The sequence below is a fragment of the Blastococcus sp. TF02-09 genome, assembly GCF_003319105.1.
Classification (GTDB): Bacteria; Actinomycetota; Actinomycetes; order Mycobacteriales; family Geodermatophilaceae; genus Blastococcus.
Genome location: NZ_QOHH01000012.1, coordinates 1 through 14358, shown reverse-complemented (window position 1 = coordinate 14358; position 14358 = coordinate 1). Strand labels below are relative to the sequence as shown.

Here is a 14358-nt window from a genome sequence, read left to right as displayed (position 1 = left end):
TAGACGGTAGCGAGTGCCGTCCGCGACCCCGCCGGCCTCCTCAGACCCGGAGGGAGAAGACCGGGAAGAGCTGCATCGCCCAGCCCGCGGCCACGAGCAGCGCCGCGGCGGGGAGGAGCAGGAGCGCACGCCGGCGGTCGGGCCCGTCCCCCGCGCCGGACAGGGGCGTCAGCAGGACCAGCGCGGCCAGCCCGCCGACGGTGGCCAGGGCCCACCACCGGCGGTGGTCGATGCCCGCGCACGACAGCAGACCGGCGACCACCACGGCCGCGGCGAGGACGGCGACGAACCGGCGGTCCCGCACCGTGCCGCCCATCAGCTGCCAGACCAGGCCGAGCGTCAGCACGGCGACCCCGCCCCACATCGCCGTCGTCGCCACCACCGTCGGCGGGTCGAGCAGCGAGTAGTAGGCGGTGAGGTTGTCGAGGAAGCCGTGGCGCAGCCGCAGCACCGACGTGTGGTCGGGCACCAGCGCCGCGGGCGGCGGCACCCCGGCGGCCGCGGCCTCGGCGGTCGCTCGGTCCACCACCGCCGACGGAGCGGGCACGACGGCACTGAGCGCTGCCACGACGAGAGCGGGCACCAGCGCGACGGCCGGGACGAGCACGCGGTGACGCCGGCCGGGGACGCACCGAACCAGCGCGAGGACCGCCACCGGAGCCACCACCAGCAGGAGGAACTCCTGGGTCGCCGTCGCGGCCACGCACAGCACCGCCACGAGCCCGACCGACAGCGGGAGGGGCAGCCGGCGCCACGGCACGCAGGCCAGCAGCGCCAGGACGGCGAACCCCACCGAGTCCGGCCGGCCGAGGTCGCGCACCGGGAGCGACAGGGTGAGCGGCGAGACGACGACGGCCGCCGCCACCGCGAGCCCGGTGGTCCGCGAACCGGCCTGGCGGCCCAGCGCGACCGCCAGCGCCAGCACCCCGGCGACCGCGGCCAGGGCCAGCGCCGTGGCGGCCAGCACGACGGTGCCGCGGTCGGGCGGGCGCCCGCCCAGCCAGCGCAGCACCTGACCGGGCAGCGCCCGCCGGACGAACCCGTCGTCGTACGTGAGCCAGTACTGCGGGAAGACGTAGGGCGTCAGCGGGAACGGGCCGTCCAGCCGGTCGGCCAGGTAGGACCACGCCCGCCCCAGCACGGCCAGCGCCCCACCCACTAGCAGCACGGCGGTGAGAACGCGTGCCACGGCAGGCGCGGCCGGCCGGACCTCCTCGGCGACGGACGCCGTCATGCTCCGGACGGGACGAGCAGCGCCACGCACTCCACGTGGGCGGTCATGGGGAAGGCGTCGAAGCCGCGGACGGCGGCCAGCCGGTAGCCGGCGTCCGCGAACGCGGCGACGTCCCGGGCCAGCGCGGCGGGGTCGCAGGCCACGTAGACGACCGCGCGCGCACCCGTGCCCGCCAGCAGCCGGCTCACCGCCTGCCCGGCTCCGGCGCGCGGCGGGTCCAGGACGACGACGTCGGGCGGGGTGCCCAGCTCCTCGAGCAGCTCCCGGAGCCCCTCGGCGTCGACGTCGCCCTGCCACACTTCGGCGTGCGGCAGGTCGGCGAGGTTGGCGTCCGCGGTGGCGCAGGCAGCGGGATCGGACTCCACGCAGACCACGCGACCGGTCTCCCCCACCGTCGGTGCCAGGGCACCGCCGAAGAGGCCGGCCCCGGCGTAGAGGTCCAGCACGCTCTCCCCGGGTCGGACGGCGGCGAACCCGGCGACCGCCTCGACCAGGGCGTCGGCGGCGGCCGGGTGCACCTGCCAGAAGCCGGTGCCCTCGACCTCCCAGTCCCGCCCGCCGGCCCGCCGTTCCGCCCGGGTGACCGGCTCCTCGGGCAGCTCGCCGCCGGGACGCACGACCCGGCTCGACGTCGGCCGCCCGCTGCGGTCCAGCCGGCTGGTGGTCACCGCGCCGGCGGAGTCGACCGACACGTCGACCGCGCCCGCCCCGGGCCACGAGCGGCTCAGCACGGCCTGCGCCGCCGGCTCCACGGTGATCGGGCAGTCGTCGAGGACGACGACGTCGTGCGAGCGGTGCCGGCGCAGCCCGGGCGCTCCCGTCCGGTCGACGGCGAAACGGGCCCGCAAGCGCCAGCGCAGCGGTCCGCCCGGCAACTCCTCCACGACCACCGCGACGTCGTCCAGCCCGGCGAGCCGGCCCAACTGCTCCCGGACCACCGCGGCCTTGAGCCGGCGCTGCTCGGCGGGATCGACGTGCTGCCAGTCGCAGCCCCCGCACCGCCCGGGACCGCTGTAGGGGCAGGGCCGCTCCACCCGCGCGGGCGAGGCCTCGAGCACCTCGACCGCGTCGGCGCGGCAGAAGCCGGGGTGCCGGTCCTCGGTCACCCGCACGAGGACGCGCTCGCCGGGCAGGCTGTGCCGCACGAACACGACCCGCCCCTCGTGCCGGGCCACGCAGTGCCCACCGTGCGCGACGGGCCCGACGGTCACCTCGAACTCCCGGCCCTCCCACCCGAGGCCGCGGTCCCGGCGGGGACGCGCGGCGGCGCGGCGCCGGTCAGCCATACGGAGTCACGTCGGCGTCGTCGGCCAGCCCGCGCCGCAGGCCACCCGGCGCCGGGCCGTCGCCGCCGTCCCGGCCCAGGGAGCTCTCCAGCTGCCACGGGACGGTCGTGATCATCACGCCCGGCTGGAACTGGAGCCGGGCCCGCAGGCGCAGGGCGCTCTGGTTGTGCAGGACGTTCTCCCACCAGTGGCCGACGACGTACTGCGGCACGAAGACGACGACGAGCTCGCGCGGGCTGCCCCGCCGGATGCCCTTCACGAAGTCGACGACCGGCCGGGTGATCTCGCGGTAGGGCGACTCGACGACGGTCAGCGGCACCGGGATGTCGAACTTCTCCCAGTCCGCCTGCAGCTGGCGGGTGTCGGCCTCGTCGACGTTCACCGTCAGCGCGGTGAGCGCGTCGGGGCGGGTGGCGCGGGCGAACGCCAGCGCGCGCAGCGTCGGCTTGTGCACCTTGGAGACCAGGACGACGGCGTGCACCTTGCTGGGCAGCATCCGCGCGTCGCTGTCGGGGACCAGCTGGTCGGACACGTGCGAGTAGTGCCGGTTGATCGACTTCATCAGCACGAACAGGATCGGCATCGCGACGAGGACCAGCCACGCCCCGTGGGTGAACTTGGTGACCACGATGATCGCCAGCACGGCGGTGGTGAGCGTCCCGCCCACGGTGTTGATGATCTGCGACCGGCGCATGCTGCGCCGGACCACGGGGTCCGAGGTCGCCCGCATCTCCCGCTTCCAGTGCCGCACCATGCCCCACTGGCCGATGCTGAAGCTGGTGAAGACCCCGATGATGTAGAGCTGGATGAGCCGCGAGACGTCGGCCTCGAACGCGATGATGAGCAGCGAGGCGAAGCCGGCCAGCAGCAGGATGCCGTTGCTGAACACGAGCTTGTCGCCGCGGGTGTGCAGCTGCCGGGGCATGAAGCGGTCCTGCGCGAGCACCGACCCCAGCAGCGGGAAGCCGTTGAACGCGGTGTTCGCGGCCAGGATCAGGACCAGCGCCGTGGCGGCCTGGACGCCGAAGAACCCGGGCGAGGTATCGCCGCCGAACACGGCCGCGGCGACCTGCGCGATGACCGTGCGCTGCGGCTCGGTCTCGCAGTTCGCGAAGCCCTCGAGGTCGCAGGGGTGCTCGACGTACTTGACGTCCGACAGCAGCGCCAGCGCCGTCACCCCGGCGAACATCGTCGCCGCGACGCCGCCCATCAGGGCCAGCGTCGTGGCGGCGTTGCGGCTCTTCGGCGGCTTGAACGCGGGGACGCCGTTGGCGATGGCCTCCACACCGGTCAGCGCGGTGCACCCGGAGGCGAACGCGCGGAGCGCGAAGAAGAGCAGCGCCAGGCCCGCCATGTTCGTGTGCTCGGGTTCCGGGGTGATCGTGTAGCCGGCCGTCTCGGAGACCAGCCCCTCGTCGGTGAAGAACCAGCGGATCAGGCCGGTCACGATCATGATCCCGATGCCGGCGATGAACAGGTAGGTCGGGACGGCGAACGCCTTGCCCGACTCCCGCAGCCCCCGCAGGTTCGCCGCGGCGAGCAACGCCACGAGGCCGACGGCGATGAGCACCCGGTGCTCGTTCAGCGAGGGGAACGCCGAGATGATGTTGTCCGTGCCCGCCGAGACCGACACGGCCACGGTCAGCACGTAGTCGACGAGCAGCGCGCTGGCGACGACCAGCGCCGCGAACTGCCCGTGGTTCTTCATCGCGACCTCGTAGTCGCCGCCGCCCGAGGGGTAGGCGTGGACCACCTGCCGGTAGCTCAGCACGACGGTGGCCAGCAGCAGCACGACACCCGCCGCCAGCCACGGCGCCAGGTAGAGCACCGCCGTCCCCGCGAGGGTCAGGACGATGAGGATCTCCTGGGTGGCGTAGGCCACCGAGGAGAGCGGGTCGCTGGCGAAGATGGGCAGCGCGTACCGCTTGGGCAGCAGCGACTCGCCGAGGCGGTCGCTGGGCACGGCGCGGCCGAGGACCAGCCGTTTGGGGAGATGTCCGAGGTCGGACAGCGTGGGCACGGCGGCGATCGTACGAGCGCGCGGGCCCGATGGCCCCCCGCCGGGCTGTTCCCCTGCTCACCCGAGTGACGTGCCGGTTCGGTCCGGGGCGGCGGCCCTCACGGGTGTAGCTTCGCGCCGGATGCGCGGGCGGGACGGCCGCCGGCGCGACGAGTCCGTGGGAGCCCTTTCGTGCACGTCGTCGTCATGGGGTGCGGGCGGGTCGGCTCCGCCGTCGCCCGCCGGCTGGAACAGGTGGGTCACAGCGTCGCGGTGATCGACCAGGACCCCGCCGCCTTCCGCCGGCTGGGGCCGGACTTCGGCGGCCGGCAGGTCACCGGCCTGGGCTTCGACCGGCAGACCCTGCTGGACGCCGGCATCGACTCCGCCGGCGCCTTCGCCGCGGTCAGCAGCGGCGACAACTCGAACATCATCAGCGCCCGCGTGGCGCGCGAGACCTTCGGCGTGCAGCACGTCGTCGCCCGCATCTACGACTCCAAGCGGGCCGAGGTCTACGAGCGGATGGGCATCCCGAGCGTGGCCACCGTGCCGTGGACGGTGAACCGGCTGATCCGCGAGCTGCTGTCGGTGAAGGTCAGCGAGCTCTGGCGCGAACCCACCGGCAAGGTCTCGCTCATGCGCGTGACGGTCACCGACCCCTGGGTGGGCCACCGGCTGTCCGAGCTCGAAGCAGCATCCGGGGCGCGCGCCGCCTGGCTGGTGCGCTTCGGGGAGTCGCAGCTGCCCACCGCCACGACGATCCTCCAGGACGGCGACCAGCTGGTCGTCGCCGTCACCGACGAGATCACCGCCCGCGTCCACGACGTCGTGGAGCGCGGCACCGAGGGGGCCGAGCGCTGATGCGCGTCGCCATCGTGGGCGCCGGCGCCGTCGGCCGCTCCATCGCCGGTGAGCTGCTCGGCAACGGGCACACCGTCATGCTGATCGAGAAGGACCCCCGCAAGGTGCGCACCCGGGCGGTGCCGGGAGCGGAGTGGGTGCAGGCCGACGCGTGCGAGGTCTCCTCCCTGGAAGAGGCCCAGCTGGCCACCTGCGACGTCGTCGTCGCCGCCACCGGGGACGACAAGGCCAACCTCGTGGTGTCGCTGCTCGCGAAGACGGAGTTCGCCGTCAACCGCGTCGTCGCCCGCGTCAAGGACCCGCGCAACGAGTGGCTCTACACCGAGGCCTGGGGCGTCGACGTCGCCGTCTCCACCCCCCGCGTGCTCGCCGCGCTGGTCGAGGAGGCGGTCACCGTCGGCGACGTCGTCCGGCTGATGAGCTTCCGCAAGGGCGCGGCCAACCTCGTCGAGATCACCCTCGCCGAGGACACCCCCTGGGTGGGCCGGGCGCTGCGCGAGGTGCCGCTCCCCCGCGAGACGGTGCTCACCGCCATCCTGCGCGGCGAGCGGGTCATCACGCCGTCCCCCGACGAGCCGCTGGAGGCCGGGGACGAGCTGCTGTTCATCACCCACGGGGAGGTGGAGGACGACCTCAAGGCCGTGCTCGCCCCCGCGGGCACCGCCGGGGTCTGACCCGGACGTCAGTCCGCGAGGCGCTCGTCCGGCTCGCCGGCGGGCGCCTCCGCGGCGCGGTGCCGGTGCAGCCGGGCGACGACCCAGAACGTCACCGCCACCTCGACGGCGGTGACGGGGACACCGAGCAGCAGCGAGACGATGCCCAGGTCGGTGGCGTCGCTGTTCTCGCTGCCCAGGTAGAGGTACCACTGGACCCCTGCTCGGACGAGGAACACCGCGGCCCAGAGCACGGTCAGCCAGAAGTAGGCACGCAGCAGGCGCGGGTCCTCGCGCCAGGGCAGCTCGGGGGCGGGGTCGGGCAGGGCCCGGCCGGTCTCGGGGTCACGCTCGATGCGGTGCGGCACGGCGCGCGGACCGGCGGTCCGGTCGCGGCGCCGCGGGAAGCCGGCCCCCGGCGCGGCCATGGCACCCAGGTGGCTGGGCGAGAGGAACTCGGCGACGACGCCGACCAGGGGCCGGCGCAGGAGCACCGACCCGAGCAGCACGACCGCCAGCGCCGCGTTGCGCAGGATGCCGGGCACGTAGAAGTCCCGCGCCTGGCCGGTGGCCGCGGCGATGGCCACCGCGACGCCGACGGCGAACAGCCCGCTGACCGCCTGCTGCACGCTCTCCCGCCGCACCAGCCGCAGCCCGAAGAGGAGGACGGCGGTGACGAGGGCGGCGATGATCCCGGTCCGCAGCCCGCCGATGCCGTTGGCGACGATGAACGCGACCGTGGGCACCGTCGCGTCGACCATGCCGCGCCAGCCGCCCAGCTGGTCGAGCACCATGTGCCGGTCGAAGACGACGCCCGGCCCGCCGGACTGCCCGTTCCCCGTCGTGCTCACGCGTCTCCCCCACGTCGCCGCCACCGGCGCCTGCCCACCGGCCCGGTCCTGGCCACGCCGTCCACGGAACCGCACATCGGGTACGGGGCGGCGATCAGCAGGAGCCCAGCTCGTACCAGGGGTTGTAGATGACCCGCTTGCCGTCGAACGCGGCGAACCGGCCGCGGGCGGTGAGCGTGCGACCGGGCTCGATGCCCGCGATGCGCCGGCGGCCCAGCCAGACCAGCGTCACCGAGCCGGAGCCGTCGAACAGCTCGGCCTCGAGGGTCGGCACGGTCTCCCGCGGGGTGTAGACCACCGACTTCAGCCGCCCGGTCACCGTCACGACGGCGCCCTTGCGGCAGGAGCCGAGCGGCTCGCAGCCGGCGCTCGCCGACTCCGCGCGCAGTTCCTCGGCATCGATCGTCTGCTCGTCGGCGGTGAGTCGCTGCAGGGTCCGCGACAGCCAGCCGACCGGACGGGTCTCGGTCACGGTTCCAGGGTAGTGCGGCCGGGGGCGGAGGGGCCGCCCGCGTTCCCTCCCGCGGGGGGCGTCCGGGGAGCGGCGGCGGCCTCCTGCTGGGCGGCGATCCGCGCGGCGGCCTCCGCCGGCAGGGTCAGCGGCAGCGCCTCCCGCACCGGCATGGGGTCGCTCCCCCGGACGACGACGACGGCGCGGAAGGCATCCTCGAGCTCGGCCGCGGCCTCGGGGCTGGACGCCGCGGGCCCGCTGATGGTGCCGCGCAGGAACCAGCGCGGCCCGTCCACGCCGAGGAAGCGGGCCGGACGGCGGACGGGCGCCGGCGCGGGCTGCCCCGGCGCGGCCGGCGGCGCCGCGACGACGGTGCCCGCGAGCTCCGTGCCGAAGGGCCCCTCCACCTCGCGCAGCGACGCGCCCTGCCCGGAGGCGGTCCGCGCGATGTCGGCGCGCACGTCGTCCCAGATGCCGGCGGCCCGCGGCGCGGCGAAGGCGCTCAGCTGCAGCAGCGAGTCGCCCGAGCGCAGGGTCGCCCCGATGACCTGCTGCTGCTGGTTGAGGTCCACCCGCAGCTCCATCCCGGGCCGGGCGGGCAGCCGCAGCGCGCCGAGGTCCAGGCGGGTGATCCCGTCGTCGGGCGCGTCCGCGACGTCGAAGGGGCCGGTGGTCTCCTCGACCTCGCGCGCGCGGACCTGCGGCTCCGGGGGCACGCCGCGCTCGCGGAGGCTCCGGTCGATCCGGTTGCGTCGTCGTCCGAACGGCATGTCAGCCCTGCTCCTCGGTTCCCGTGGAGGGGAGCCCCGAGAAGCCCCCCGTCGAGCCGTGCCCGCCCGCCCCGCGCACGCTGCCCGGGAGCTCCTCCACCGGCACGAAGCGGGCCCGGACCACCGGCTGCACGACCAGCTGCGCGATCCGGTCGCCGCGGCGGAGCGTGAGCGCGTGGGTCGGGTCGTGGTTCACCAGGATCACCATGATCTCGCCGCGGTAGCCGGCGTCGATCGTCCCGGGCGCGTTGACCACCCCGAGGCCGTGGCGGGCGGCCAGCCCGGAGCGCGGGTGCACGAAGCCGGCATAGCCCTCGGGGATCGCCACCGCCACCCCCGTGCCGACGACGGCACGCTGCAGCGGGGCCAGCTCGACGTCCTCGGTGAGGGTCAGGTCGGCGCCGGCGTCGCCGGGCAGCGCGTAGCGCGGCACGGTGCCCTCGGCGGAGAGGAGGGAGACCGGCACGTCCAGCTCGGACGAGGGGAGGTCGGGCACGTCGGCGACCCTATAAGGACCTCCCTGCCCCCCAACGCTCGCACACTCGCGCCGGGCCCCTGCAGGGAGGCCGTACGGGGCCACCCGCTCGCACGCTCGCGCCGGGCCCCTGCAGGAAGGCCGTACGGGGCCGGACGCTCGCACGCTCGCGCCGGGCCCCTGCAGGGAGGCCGAAGGAGCGCGAGCGGGTCAGGCGTCGCCGCGCAGATCCCGCAGCACGCGCTCGGCGAGCGTCTCGGTGGCCTTCCGGTTGCCGCGGCCGGCCAGTGCGGCGCCCAGCAGGAGCGGCGCCGACGTCGGCACGGTGCCGCCGGGACGCCGGCCCACGCGGCGCGCCAGCGACCGCAGCCCGGCCGCGCCGAGCACGGAGCCGAGGCCGGTGGAGCTCGCGGCCGCACGCAGCCGCGACCATGTGCCGAGGTAGGCCAGGCCCCGCGCGCGGGCATCCCCCGGGGCGGGCCGGCCGTGCAGCTCGTGCAGCTCGCCGATCAGCACGATCTCGACCGCGGCGGTGAGGGCGGACTCCACGCCCAGCTCGAGCGGGAGGGCCAGCAGCGCCGCCGGGCCCCGGTGCGCCGCCGCGAGCCCGCCCGCCGCCGCCCCGATCCGGGAGGTGGTTCGGGCCGCCCGGGCGACGAGGGCGGCGGCGATCTCCGCATCCGACGAGCCGGGGTGCGCGGCGCGCAACCGCGCCGCGTCGCGGATCGGCAGCCGCGGGACGACCGCCGCCAGCAGGTCGTCGAGGACCGCCCCGTCGGCCGGTCCCGGGTCGGCCGCGGCCGCCGGCCCGGTCGTTCCGCCGGCCGCGGACCCGGGGTCGGCGCCGCCGACGAGACCGGCCACGGCCTCGACGACGGCGCGCGCGGCACGGCCCAGCCCGCCCTCCCCGGCCGGTTCCGGGGTGGGCGCGACCGGGCGCGGCGGTGGGACGTCACGAGGCGCGGCGGTCCGCGCCGAGTGCTCGGTCACCAGGTCCCCTCCGGTCGTGGCCCCGTCCGGGCCTCCGGCCCCCGTCCAGAGGCTCGCCCCGAGCGTGCGAGGGGTGAGGGGGACGGGGGTCCTTCCACCTCTTTCAGGCGCAGTCGCGGCAGTACAGGCTGTCGCCCTTGGTGGCGGCGAGCCGGCTGCGGTGCTGCACGAGGAAGCAGCTCGAGCAGGTGAACTCGTCCTCCTGCTTGGGCAGCACGCGGACGGTCAGCTCCTCGTTCGAGAGATCGGCGCCGGGGAGCTCGAGGTTCTCGTTGAAGTCGGTCTCGTCGACGTCGACCGACGAGGACTGGGCCTCGGCACGGCGTGCCTTGAGCTCCTCGAGCGAGTCCTCGCCGAGCTCGTCGGCCTCGTTGCGGCGCGGGGCGTCGTAGTCGGTGGCCATGGGGTGCCCCTCCTCCAGGTTCTCGCGGGCGCAGGGCCCGCTCTTTTCTGACGCGGTGCCGGGTGGGCTCCGTCGTCTCGGCCGGTCGCCGGTGGGCGACCGGTGTGTCTGTCGGCAGGAGCCCGCACGAGGGGCGTCCTGGTCCGTGCCGGTCGTCCCCTGCCCTCCGGATGGACGGCGTTCGGGACCGGCAGCCGCCCAACGCCGTACGAGCCCGGTTTGTGCCCGCGGGGTCACGGGCGACACATCGGGCACGCGGACGGGCGTCCGGGCGGCGGAGCGCCAGAGGTTACCCTGCCGCCGTGGCGACTCCCGTGGGTGCTGATCCGACCGTCGTGGGCCCCTACCTGGCGCGTGCGCTGGGCGATCAGCGGTGGCAGGAGGTGACCGTCGAACTGATCGCCGCCGGCATGTCCAACCTCACGTACACGGTGACCCCGCAGGGCGGCTCCGCCGACGACGCCGTGATCCTCCGCCGGCCGCCCACGGGTGCGGTCCTGGCCACCGCCCACGACATGGCCCGGGAGCACCGGGTCATCTCCGCCCTCGCCGGGACCGCCGTCCCGGTGCCCCGCACGCTGCACATGTGCACCGACGAGTCGGTGCTCGGCGCGCCCTTCTACGTGATGGAGCGGGTCGTCGGGGTGCACGCCGTCACCGCCTTCCCGCCCGGGTACGCCGACGAGCCCGAGCAGCGCCGCGCCGTCGGCGAGGGGCTCATCGACGTCCTGGCCGACCTGCACTCGGTCGACCACGAGGCCGTGGGCCTCTCCGACTTCGGCCGCCCCGAGGGGTTCGCCGCCCGCCAGGTGCGCCGGTGGACCAAGCAGTGGGACGCCACCCGCGACCGCGACCGGCCCGCGCTCGACGCCCTGGCCGCCCGGCTCGCCGAGACGGTCCCCACCACGCAGCGGTCGAGCATCGTGCACGGCGACTACCGGCTGGACAACTGCCTGCTCGACCCGCAGACGCCGGGCCGCATCAAGGCGGTCCTGGACTGGGAGATGTCGACGCTCGGCGATCCGCTGACCGACATCGGGATGATGTTCGTCTACTGGCCGCAGGCCGGTGAGGACCGCGCCTCCACCCAGAGCGCGCTGACCACGCTGCCGGGCTTCCCGACCCGCCTCGAGGCGGCGCAGCGGTACGCCCAGCGCACCGGGGTCGACCTGGCCGAGCTCAACTGGTACGTCGGCTTCGCCTTCTTCAAGTTCGCCGCGATCATCGCCGGCATCGTGGCGCGCTCGGCGGCCGGCGCCATGGCCGGCAAGAACACCAGCGGGTACGCCGAGCGCATCGACCCGGTCGTGGAGCTGGGACGCGCCGCGCTCGAGGACGGTGCGATCTAGCCGGCCGGTCCGGCTCTAAGCTCGCGGACGTGACGACGCTGCGCACCGACAGCCCGGCGGTGCGGGCGCGCAGCGGGCGTCGGCCCCTGCCGCCGATCGTCTTCCTGCTGGTCCTCGGCCTGATCGCCGGCGGCGTCTGGTGGAACGTCTTCCGCCAGGACGCCGCGCGGCAGGCCGAGCAGGACGCCGCCTGCGCCGAGGCCGAGGCGGCCCCCCAGGCACTGGACCCCGCCACGGTGTCGGTGCGGGTGTTCAACGCCTCCGACCAGGGCGGGCTCGCCCAGTCCGTCGCCGACGACCTCGGTGCCCGCGGGTTCACCATCGCGGAGGTCGCCAACGACAACAGCGGCCGCGAGGTGACCGGCGTGGGCGAGGTGCGGCACGGCGTCGGCGGGAAGTCGACCGCCGCCTTCCTGGCCCTCTACCTCCCGGGCGCGACGCTGTGGCAGGACGTCCGCTCCACCCAGCAGGTCGACCTGGTGCTGGGCCCGGAGTTCGTGATCGGCGAGAGCCTGGCCCCGGACGACGTCGTCAACGCCGCCCTGGACGACGCCGAGCAGGCCTCCGCCGACTGCTGACGCCGGTCGTCAGGGGCGGTGCAGCTCGGCCAGCAGCGCGAGCAGCTCCTCGGCGATGCCGGGAGCCGCGACGACGACCAGCGGATCGCCGACGGGCCGGCCGGGCAGCCCGCCCAGCACCAGCCCCGCCTCGGTCGCGACCAGCGCACCGGCGGCGTGGTCCCAGGGCTCCAGGCCCGCCTCGTAGTAGGCGTCCACCCGTCCCGCCGCCGCGGCGCACAGCTCCAGCGCCGCGCTGCCGTGCCGCCGGATGTCCCGCACCCGCGGCAGCAGGGCGGCCACGACCGCACCCTGCGCCCGCCGCTGCTCGACCCGGTAGCCGAACCCCGTCGCGACCAGGCTCAGCTCCAGCGCGGCCGCCCGGCTACCGGTCAACCGGACCGGTCCCGGCTCCCCCGGCGTCGAGCGGAAGGCACCCCCGCCCGCCACGGCGGTGAACAGCTCCCCGGTGGCGGCGTTGAGGACGACGCCGGCCACCACGGCGCCGTCGACCTCCGCGGCGATGGAGACCGCGTACGCGGGCAGGTCGTAGAGGAAGTTCACGGTGCCGTCGATCGGGTCGACGATCCAGCGCACGCCGCTGGTCCCGGCGCGTTCCGCCCCCTCCTCCCCCAGCACGCCGTCGTCGGGCCGGGCACCGAGCAACCGGCCCACCACCAGGTGCTCGCAGGCGGTGTCCACGGCGGTGACGACGTCCACCGGGCTGGACTTGACGGCGACGTCGTCCTCGGCGGTGGCCCGCCCCTGCCGGACGAGCTCGCCGGCCTCGCGCGCGGTGGCGACGGCCAGCTCCAGCAGGGACGCGGCATCCGGGAGCGCGGTCACATCCTCATCCTCCACCTGGGGCGGCGGGAGCCTGTCACTAATCTGAGCGGATGCAGGGCTTCGGCGTGGACATCGGCGGCAGCGGCATCAAGGGATGCCTCGTGGACCTGGAAAAGGGCCAGCTGGTCGGTGAGCGGTTGCGGATCGAGACGCCGCAGCCGTCCCTGCCCGACCCCGTCTACGACGCCGTCGGCGAGATCGTGGCGCACTTCGGCTGGACCGGGCGCCTGGGCGTCACCTTTCCCGGCGTCATGAAGCAGGGGGTGGCGCACACCGCGGCCAACGTCGACCGGAGCTGGATCGGCACCGACGTCGACGCCGGCCTGGACGCGCGCATCCCCGGCACTGTGGAGACCCTCAACGACGCCGACGCCGCCGGCATCGCCGAGATGCGGTACGGCGCGGGCCGGGACCGGGACGGCGTCGTGCTGATGCTCACCTTCGGCACCGGCATCGGCAGCGCCCTGTTCGTCGACGGGCGGCTGCTGCCGAACACCGAGTTCGGCCACATCCAGGTCGACGGCGAGGACGGCGAGCGCCGCGCCGCCGCGTCGGCCCGCGAGCGCGAGGGCCTGAGCTACCCCGAGTGGGCCGCCCGGGTGGACCGCTACCTCGACGTCCTGGAGGCGGGGCTCTGGCCCGACCTGATCATCGTCGGCGGCGGGGTCAGCAAGAAGGCCCACAAGTGGGTGCCGCTGCTGACCACCCGCACCCCCGTCGTGCCGGCCGAGCTGCAGAACGACGCCGGCATCGTGGGCGCGGCCCTGGCGGCGCACGAACGCCCTGACCGCGCGAGCCGCTAGCCCTCCGGGCGATCCCCGCGGCCACGGGCTGCGGCAGGCGCGAGGCCGGTGTCATCGCCGGTGAGCGTCGTTACAATGGCGGTGCCCCAGCCCGCCGCCCTCCAGCCCCGAGGGATCCCCTGCACCCACCGCGGTCAAACCCGCACGTGCGCGCCGGGACTCCCCGAAGGCCGGGGCGGGAGCCGGAGCCGCTACCCGAGGGCCAGACGGCCCTCTGGCGTACGCCCCCAGCCTGGGAAGGAACCTGAGTGCCCGCCGACCAGCCAGCACCCGAAGCCGACGCGAACACCGCCAGGCGCTCGAGGACGGTCGCCGCCGGTTCCCGCACCCCGAGGGCCACCGCCGCGGTCGCGGAGAGCTCCGGCGCGGCGACCCCGGCGAAGAAGGCCGCAGGGAAGAAGGCCCCGGCCAAGGGGCGGGCCAAGCCGGCCATCGCGCCGTCCACCGCTGCCGGCGAGGGGGCCGTGCTCGCCGCCGTGGCCGTCGACGGGACCGCCGTCGCGGTCGTCGACGCCGGCTCCGAGGGCCTCACGCTCGACGAGACGGTCCTCACCGGCAAGGACGGCGTCGAGGTCGCGGCCGCCGACGACGAGGCCGCGGAGCCGGGCACCGACTTCGAGTGGGACGAGGAGGAGGAGTCCGAGGCGCTGCGGCAGGCCCGCAAGGACGCCGAGCTCACCGCCTCGGCCGACTCCGTCCGCGCCTACCTCAAGCAGATCGGCAAGGTGGCGCTGCTCAACGCCGAGGAGGAGGTCGACCTCGCCAAGCGGATCGAGGCCGGGCTCTACGGCTCCGAGCGGCTGCGCCAGGTCGAGGAGGAGGGCATCAAG

Annotated in this window: 16 protein-coding genes; 6 read left to right on the top strand and 10 right to left on the bottom strand. The window is 75.4% G+C overall.

The window, feature by feature from the left end; genetic code table 11:
* Positions 1-40: 40 nt before the first annotated feature.
* Genes DQ239_RS16760 through DQ239_RS16750 form a run of 3 tightly spaced genes read right to left on the bottom strand, consistent with a single transcriptional unit; the run spans position 41 to position 4540 of the window.
* Complete coding sequence (locus DQ239_RS16760) at positions 41-1234, bottom strand: hypothetical protein (protein WP_113835565.1); 1194 nt, start codon at positions 1232-1234, stop codon at positions 41-43.
* On the bottom strand, positions 1231-2520 hold the full coding sequence (locus DQ239_RS16755) for a class I SAM-dependent RNA methyltransferase (protein ID WP_113835564.1): 1290 nt from the start codon (positions 2518-2520) through the stop codon (positions 1231-1233). Before DQ239_RS16755 ends, DQ239_RS16760 begins: the two co-directional genes overlap by 4 nt.
* Complete coding sequence (locus DQ239_RS16750; protein ID WP_113835563.1) at positions 2513-4540, bottom strand: APC family permease; 2028 nt, start codon at positions 4538-4540, stop codon at positions 2513-2515. Before DQ239_RS16750 ends, DQ239_RS16755 begins: the two co-directional genes overlap by 8 nt.
* A 171-nt stretch (positions 4541-4711) precedes the next feature.
* On the opposite strand from DQ239_RS16750, the gene DQ239_RS16745 reads away from it, so the two are divergent.
* Both DQ239_RS16745 and DQ239_RS16740 read left to right on the top strand, forming a co-directional pair.
* Complete coding sequence (locus tag DQ239_RS16745; protein ID WP_113835562.1) at positions 4712-5380, top strand: TrkA family potassium uptake protein; 669 nt, start codon at positions 4712-4714, stop codon at positions 5378-5380.
* Complete coding sequence (locus DQ239_RS16740) at positions 5380-6054, top strand: TrkA family potassium uptake protein (RefSeq protein ID WP_113835561.1); 675 nt, start codon at positions 5380-5382, stop codon at positions 6052-6054. Before DQ239_RS16745 ends, DQ239_RS16740 begins: the two co-directional genes overlap by 1 nt.
* Before the next feature lie 8 nt (positions 6055-6062).
* Here the strand turns inward: DQ239_RS16740 and DQ239_RS16735 are convergent, their stop codons facing one another.
* The 6 genes from DQ239_RS16735 to DQ239_RS16710 form a co-directional block, all read right to left on the bottom strand.
* On the bottom strand, positions 6063-6884 hold the full coding sequence (locus tag DQ239_RS16735; protein ID WP_233489408.1) for a DUF3159 domain-containing protein: 822 nt from the start codon (positions 6882-6884) through the stop codon (positions 6063-6065).
* A gap of 94 nt (positions 6885-6978) precedes the next feature.
* Positions 6979-7356: an OB-fold nucleic acid binding domain-containing protein gene (locus DQ239_RS16730; RefSeq protein ID WP_113835560.1), complete on the bottom strand. Its 378-nt coding sequence runs from the start codon at positions 7354-7356 to the stop codon at positions 6979-6981.
* Positions 7353-8105 carry a DUF3710 domain-containing protein gene (locus DQ239_RS16725; protein WP_113835559.1) on the bottom strand — a complete coding sequence of 251 codons (753 nt, stop codon included), beginning with the start codon at positions 8103-8105 and terminating at the stop codon, positions 7353-7355. The genes DQ239_RS16730 and DQ239_RS16725 overlap by 4 nt, the downstream gene beginning before the upstream one ends.
* 1 nt (position 8106) lies before the next feature.
* On the bottom strand, positions 8107-8601 hold the full coding sequence (gene dut / locus DQ239_RS16720) for a dUTP diphosphatase (RefSeq protein WP_113835558.1): 495 nt from the start codon (positions 8599-8601) through the stop codon (positions 8107-8109).
* A 189-nt stretch (positions 8602-8790) separates the two neighbouring features.
* A complete protein-coding gene (locus tag DQ239_RS16715) occupies positions 8791-9570 on the bottom strand; it encodes a hypothetical protein (RefSeq protein WP_113835557.1) in 780 nt (259 codons plus the stop codon).
* Between the two features lie 103 nt (positions 9571-9673).
* Complete coding sequence (locus DQ239_RS16710) at positions 9674-9973, bottom strand: DUF4193 domain-containing protein (RefSeq protein ID WP_113835556.1); 300 nt, start codon at positions 9971-9973, stop codon at positions 9674-9676.
* Positions 9974-10275: 302 nt separating this feature from the next.
* Between DQ239_RS16710 and DQ239_RS16705 the strand changes: the two genes are divergently transcribed.
* On the top strand, positions 10276-11322 hold the full coding sequence (locus DQ239_RS16705; RefSeq protein ID WP_113835555.1) for a phosphotransferase family protein: 1047 nt from the start codon (positions 10276-10278) through the stop codon (positions 11320-11322).
* Positions 11323-11351: 29 nt separating this feature from the next.
* Positions 11352-11900 carry a LytR C-terminal domain-containing protein gene (locus tag DQ239_RS16700; protein WP_113835554.1) on the top strand — a complete coding sequence of 183 codons (549 nt, stop codon included), beginning with the start codon at positions 11352-11354 and terminating at the stop codon, positions 11898-11900.
* Between the two features lie 9 nt (positions 11901-11909).
* Here DQ239_RS16700 and DQ239_RS16695 read toward each other — a convergent pair whose 3' ends face one another.
* The gene (locus DQ239_RS16695; protein ID WP_113835553.1) at positions 11910-12725 is read right to left on the bottom strand and encodes an inositol monophosphatase family protein; all 816 of its coding nucleotides are present in this window, start codon (positions 12723-12725) and stop codon (positions 11910-11912) included.
* A gap of 50 nt (positions 12726-12775) precedes the next feature.
* Here DQ239_RS16695 and ppgK point away from each other — a divergent pair, with 50 nt between their 5' ends.
* Together ppgK and DQ239_RS16685 are read left to right on the top strand one after the other, a co-directional pair.
* On the top strand, positions 12776-13528 hold the full coding sequence (ppgK, locus tag DQ239_RS16690) for a polyphosphate--glucose phosphotransferase (protein WP_113835552.1): 753 nt from the start codon (positions 12776-12778) through the stop codon (positions 13526-13528).
* Positions 13529-13776: 248 nt separating this feature from the next.
* Positions 13777-14358 (top strand): sigma-70 factor domain-containing protein (locus tag DQ239_RS16685; RefSeq protein ID WP_304543978.1); only part of this gene is annotated, 582 nt, incomplete at its 3' end.

Bases quoted from the DNA above. Each gene is read 5' to 3' on its own strand.
- DQ239_RS16760 (WP_113835565.1), bottom strand. From the start codon at position 1,234: ATGACGGCGTCCGTCGCCGAGGAGGTCCGGCCGGCCGCGCCTGCCGTG.
- DQ239_RS16755 (WP_113835564.1), bottom strand. From the start codon at position 2,520: ATGGCTGACCGGCGCCGCGCCGCCGCGCGTCCCCGCCGGGACCGCGGC.
- DQ239_RS16740 (WP_113835561.1), top strand. From the start codon at position 5,380: ATGCGCGTCGCCATCGTGGGCGCCGGCGCCGTCGGCCGCTCCATCGCC.
- DQ239_RS16725 (WP_113835559.1), bottom strand. From the start codon at position 8,105: ATGCCGTTCGGACGACGACGCAACCGGATCGACCGGAGCCTCCGCGAG.
- DQ239_RS16710 (WP_113835556.1), bottom strand. From the start codon at position 9,973: ATGGCCACCGACTACGACGCCCCGCGCCGCAACGAGGCCGACGAGCTC.
- ppgK (WP_113835552.1), top strand. From the start codon at position 12,776: ATGCAGGGCTTCGGCGTGGACATCGGCGGCAGCGGCATCAAGGGATGC.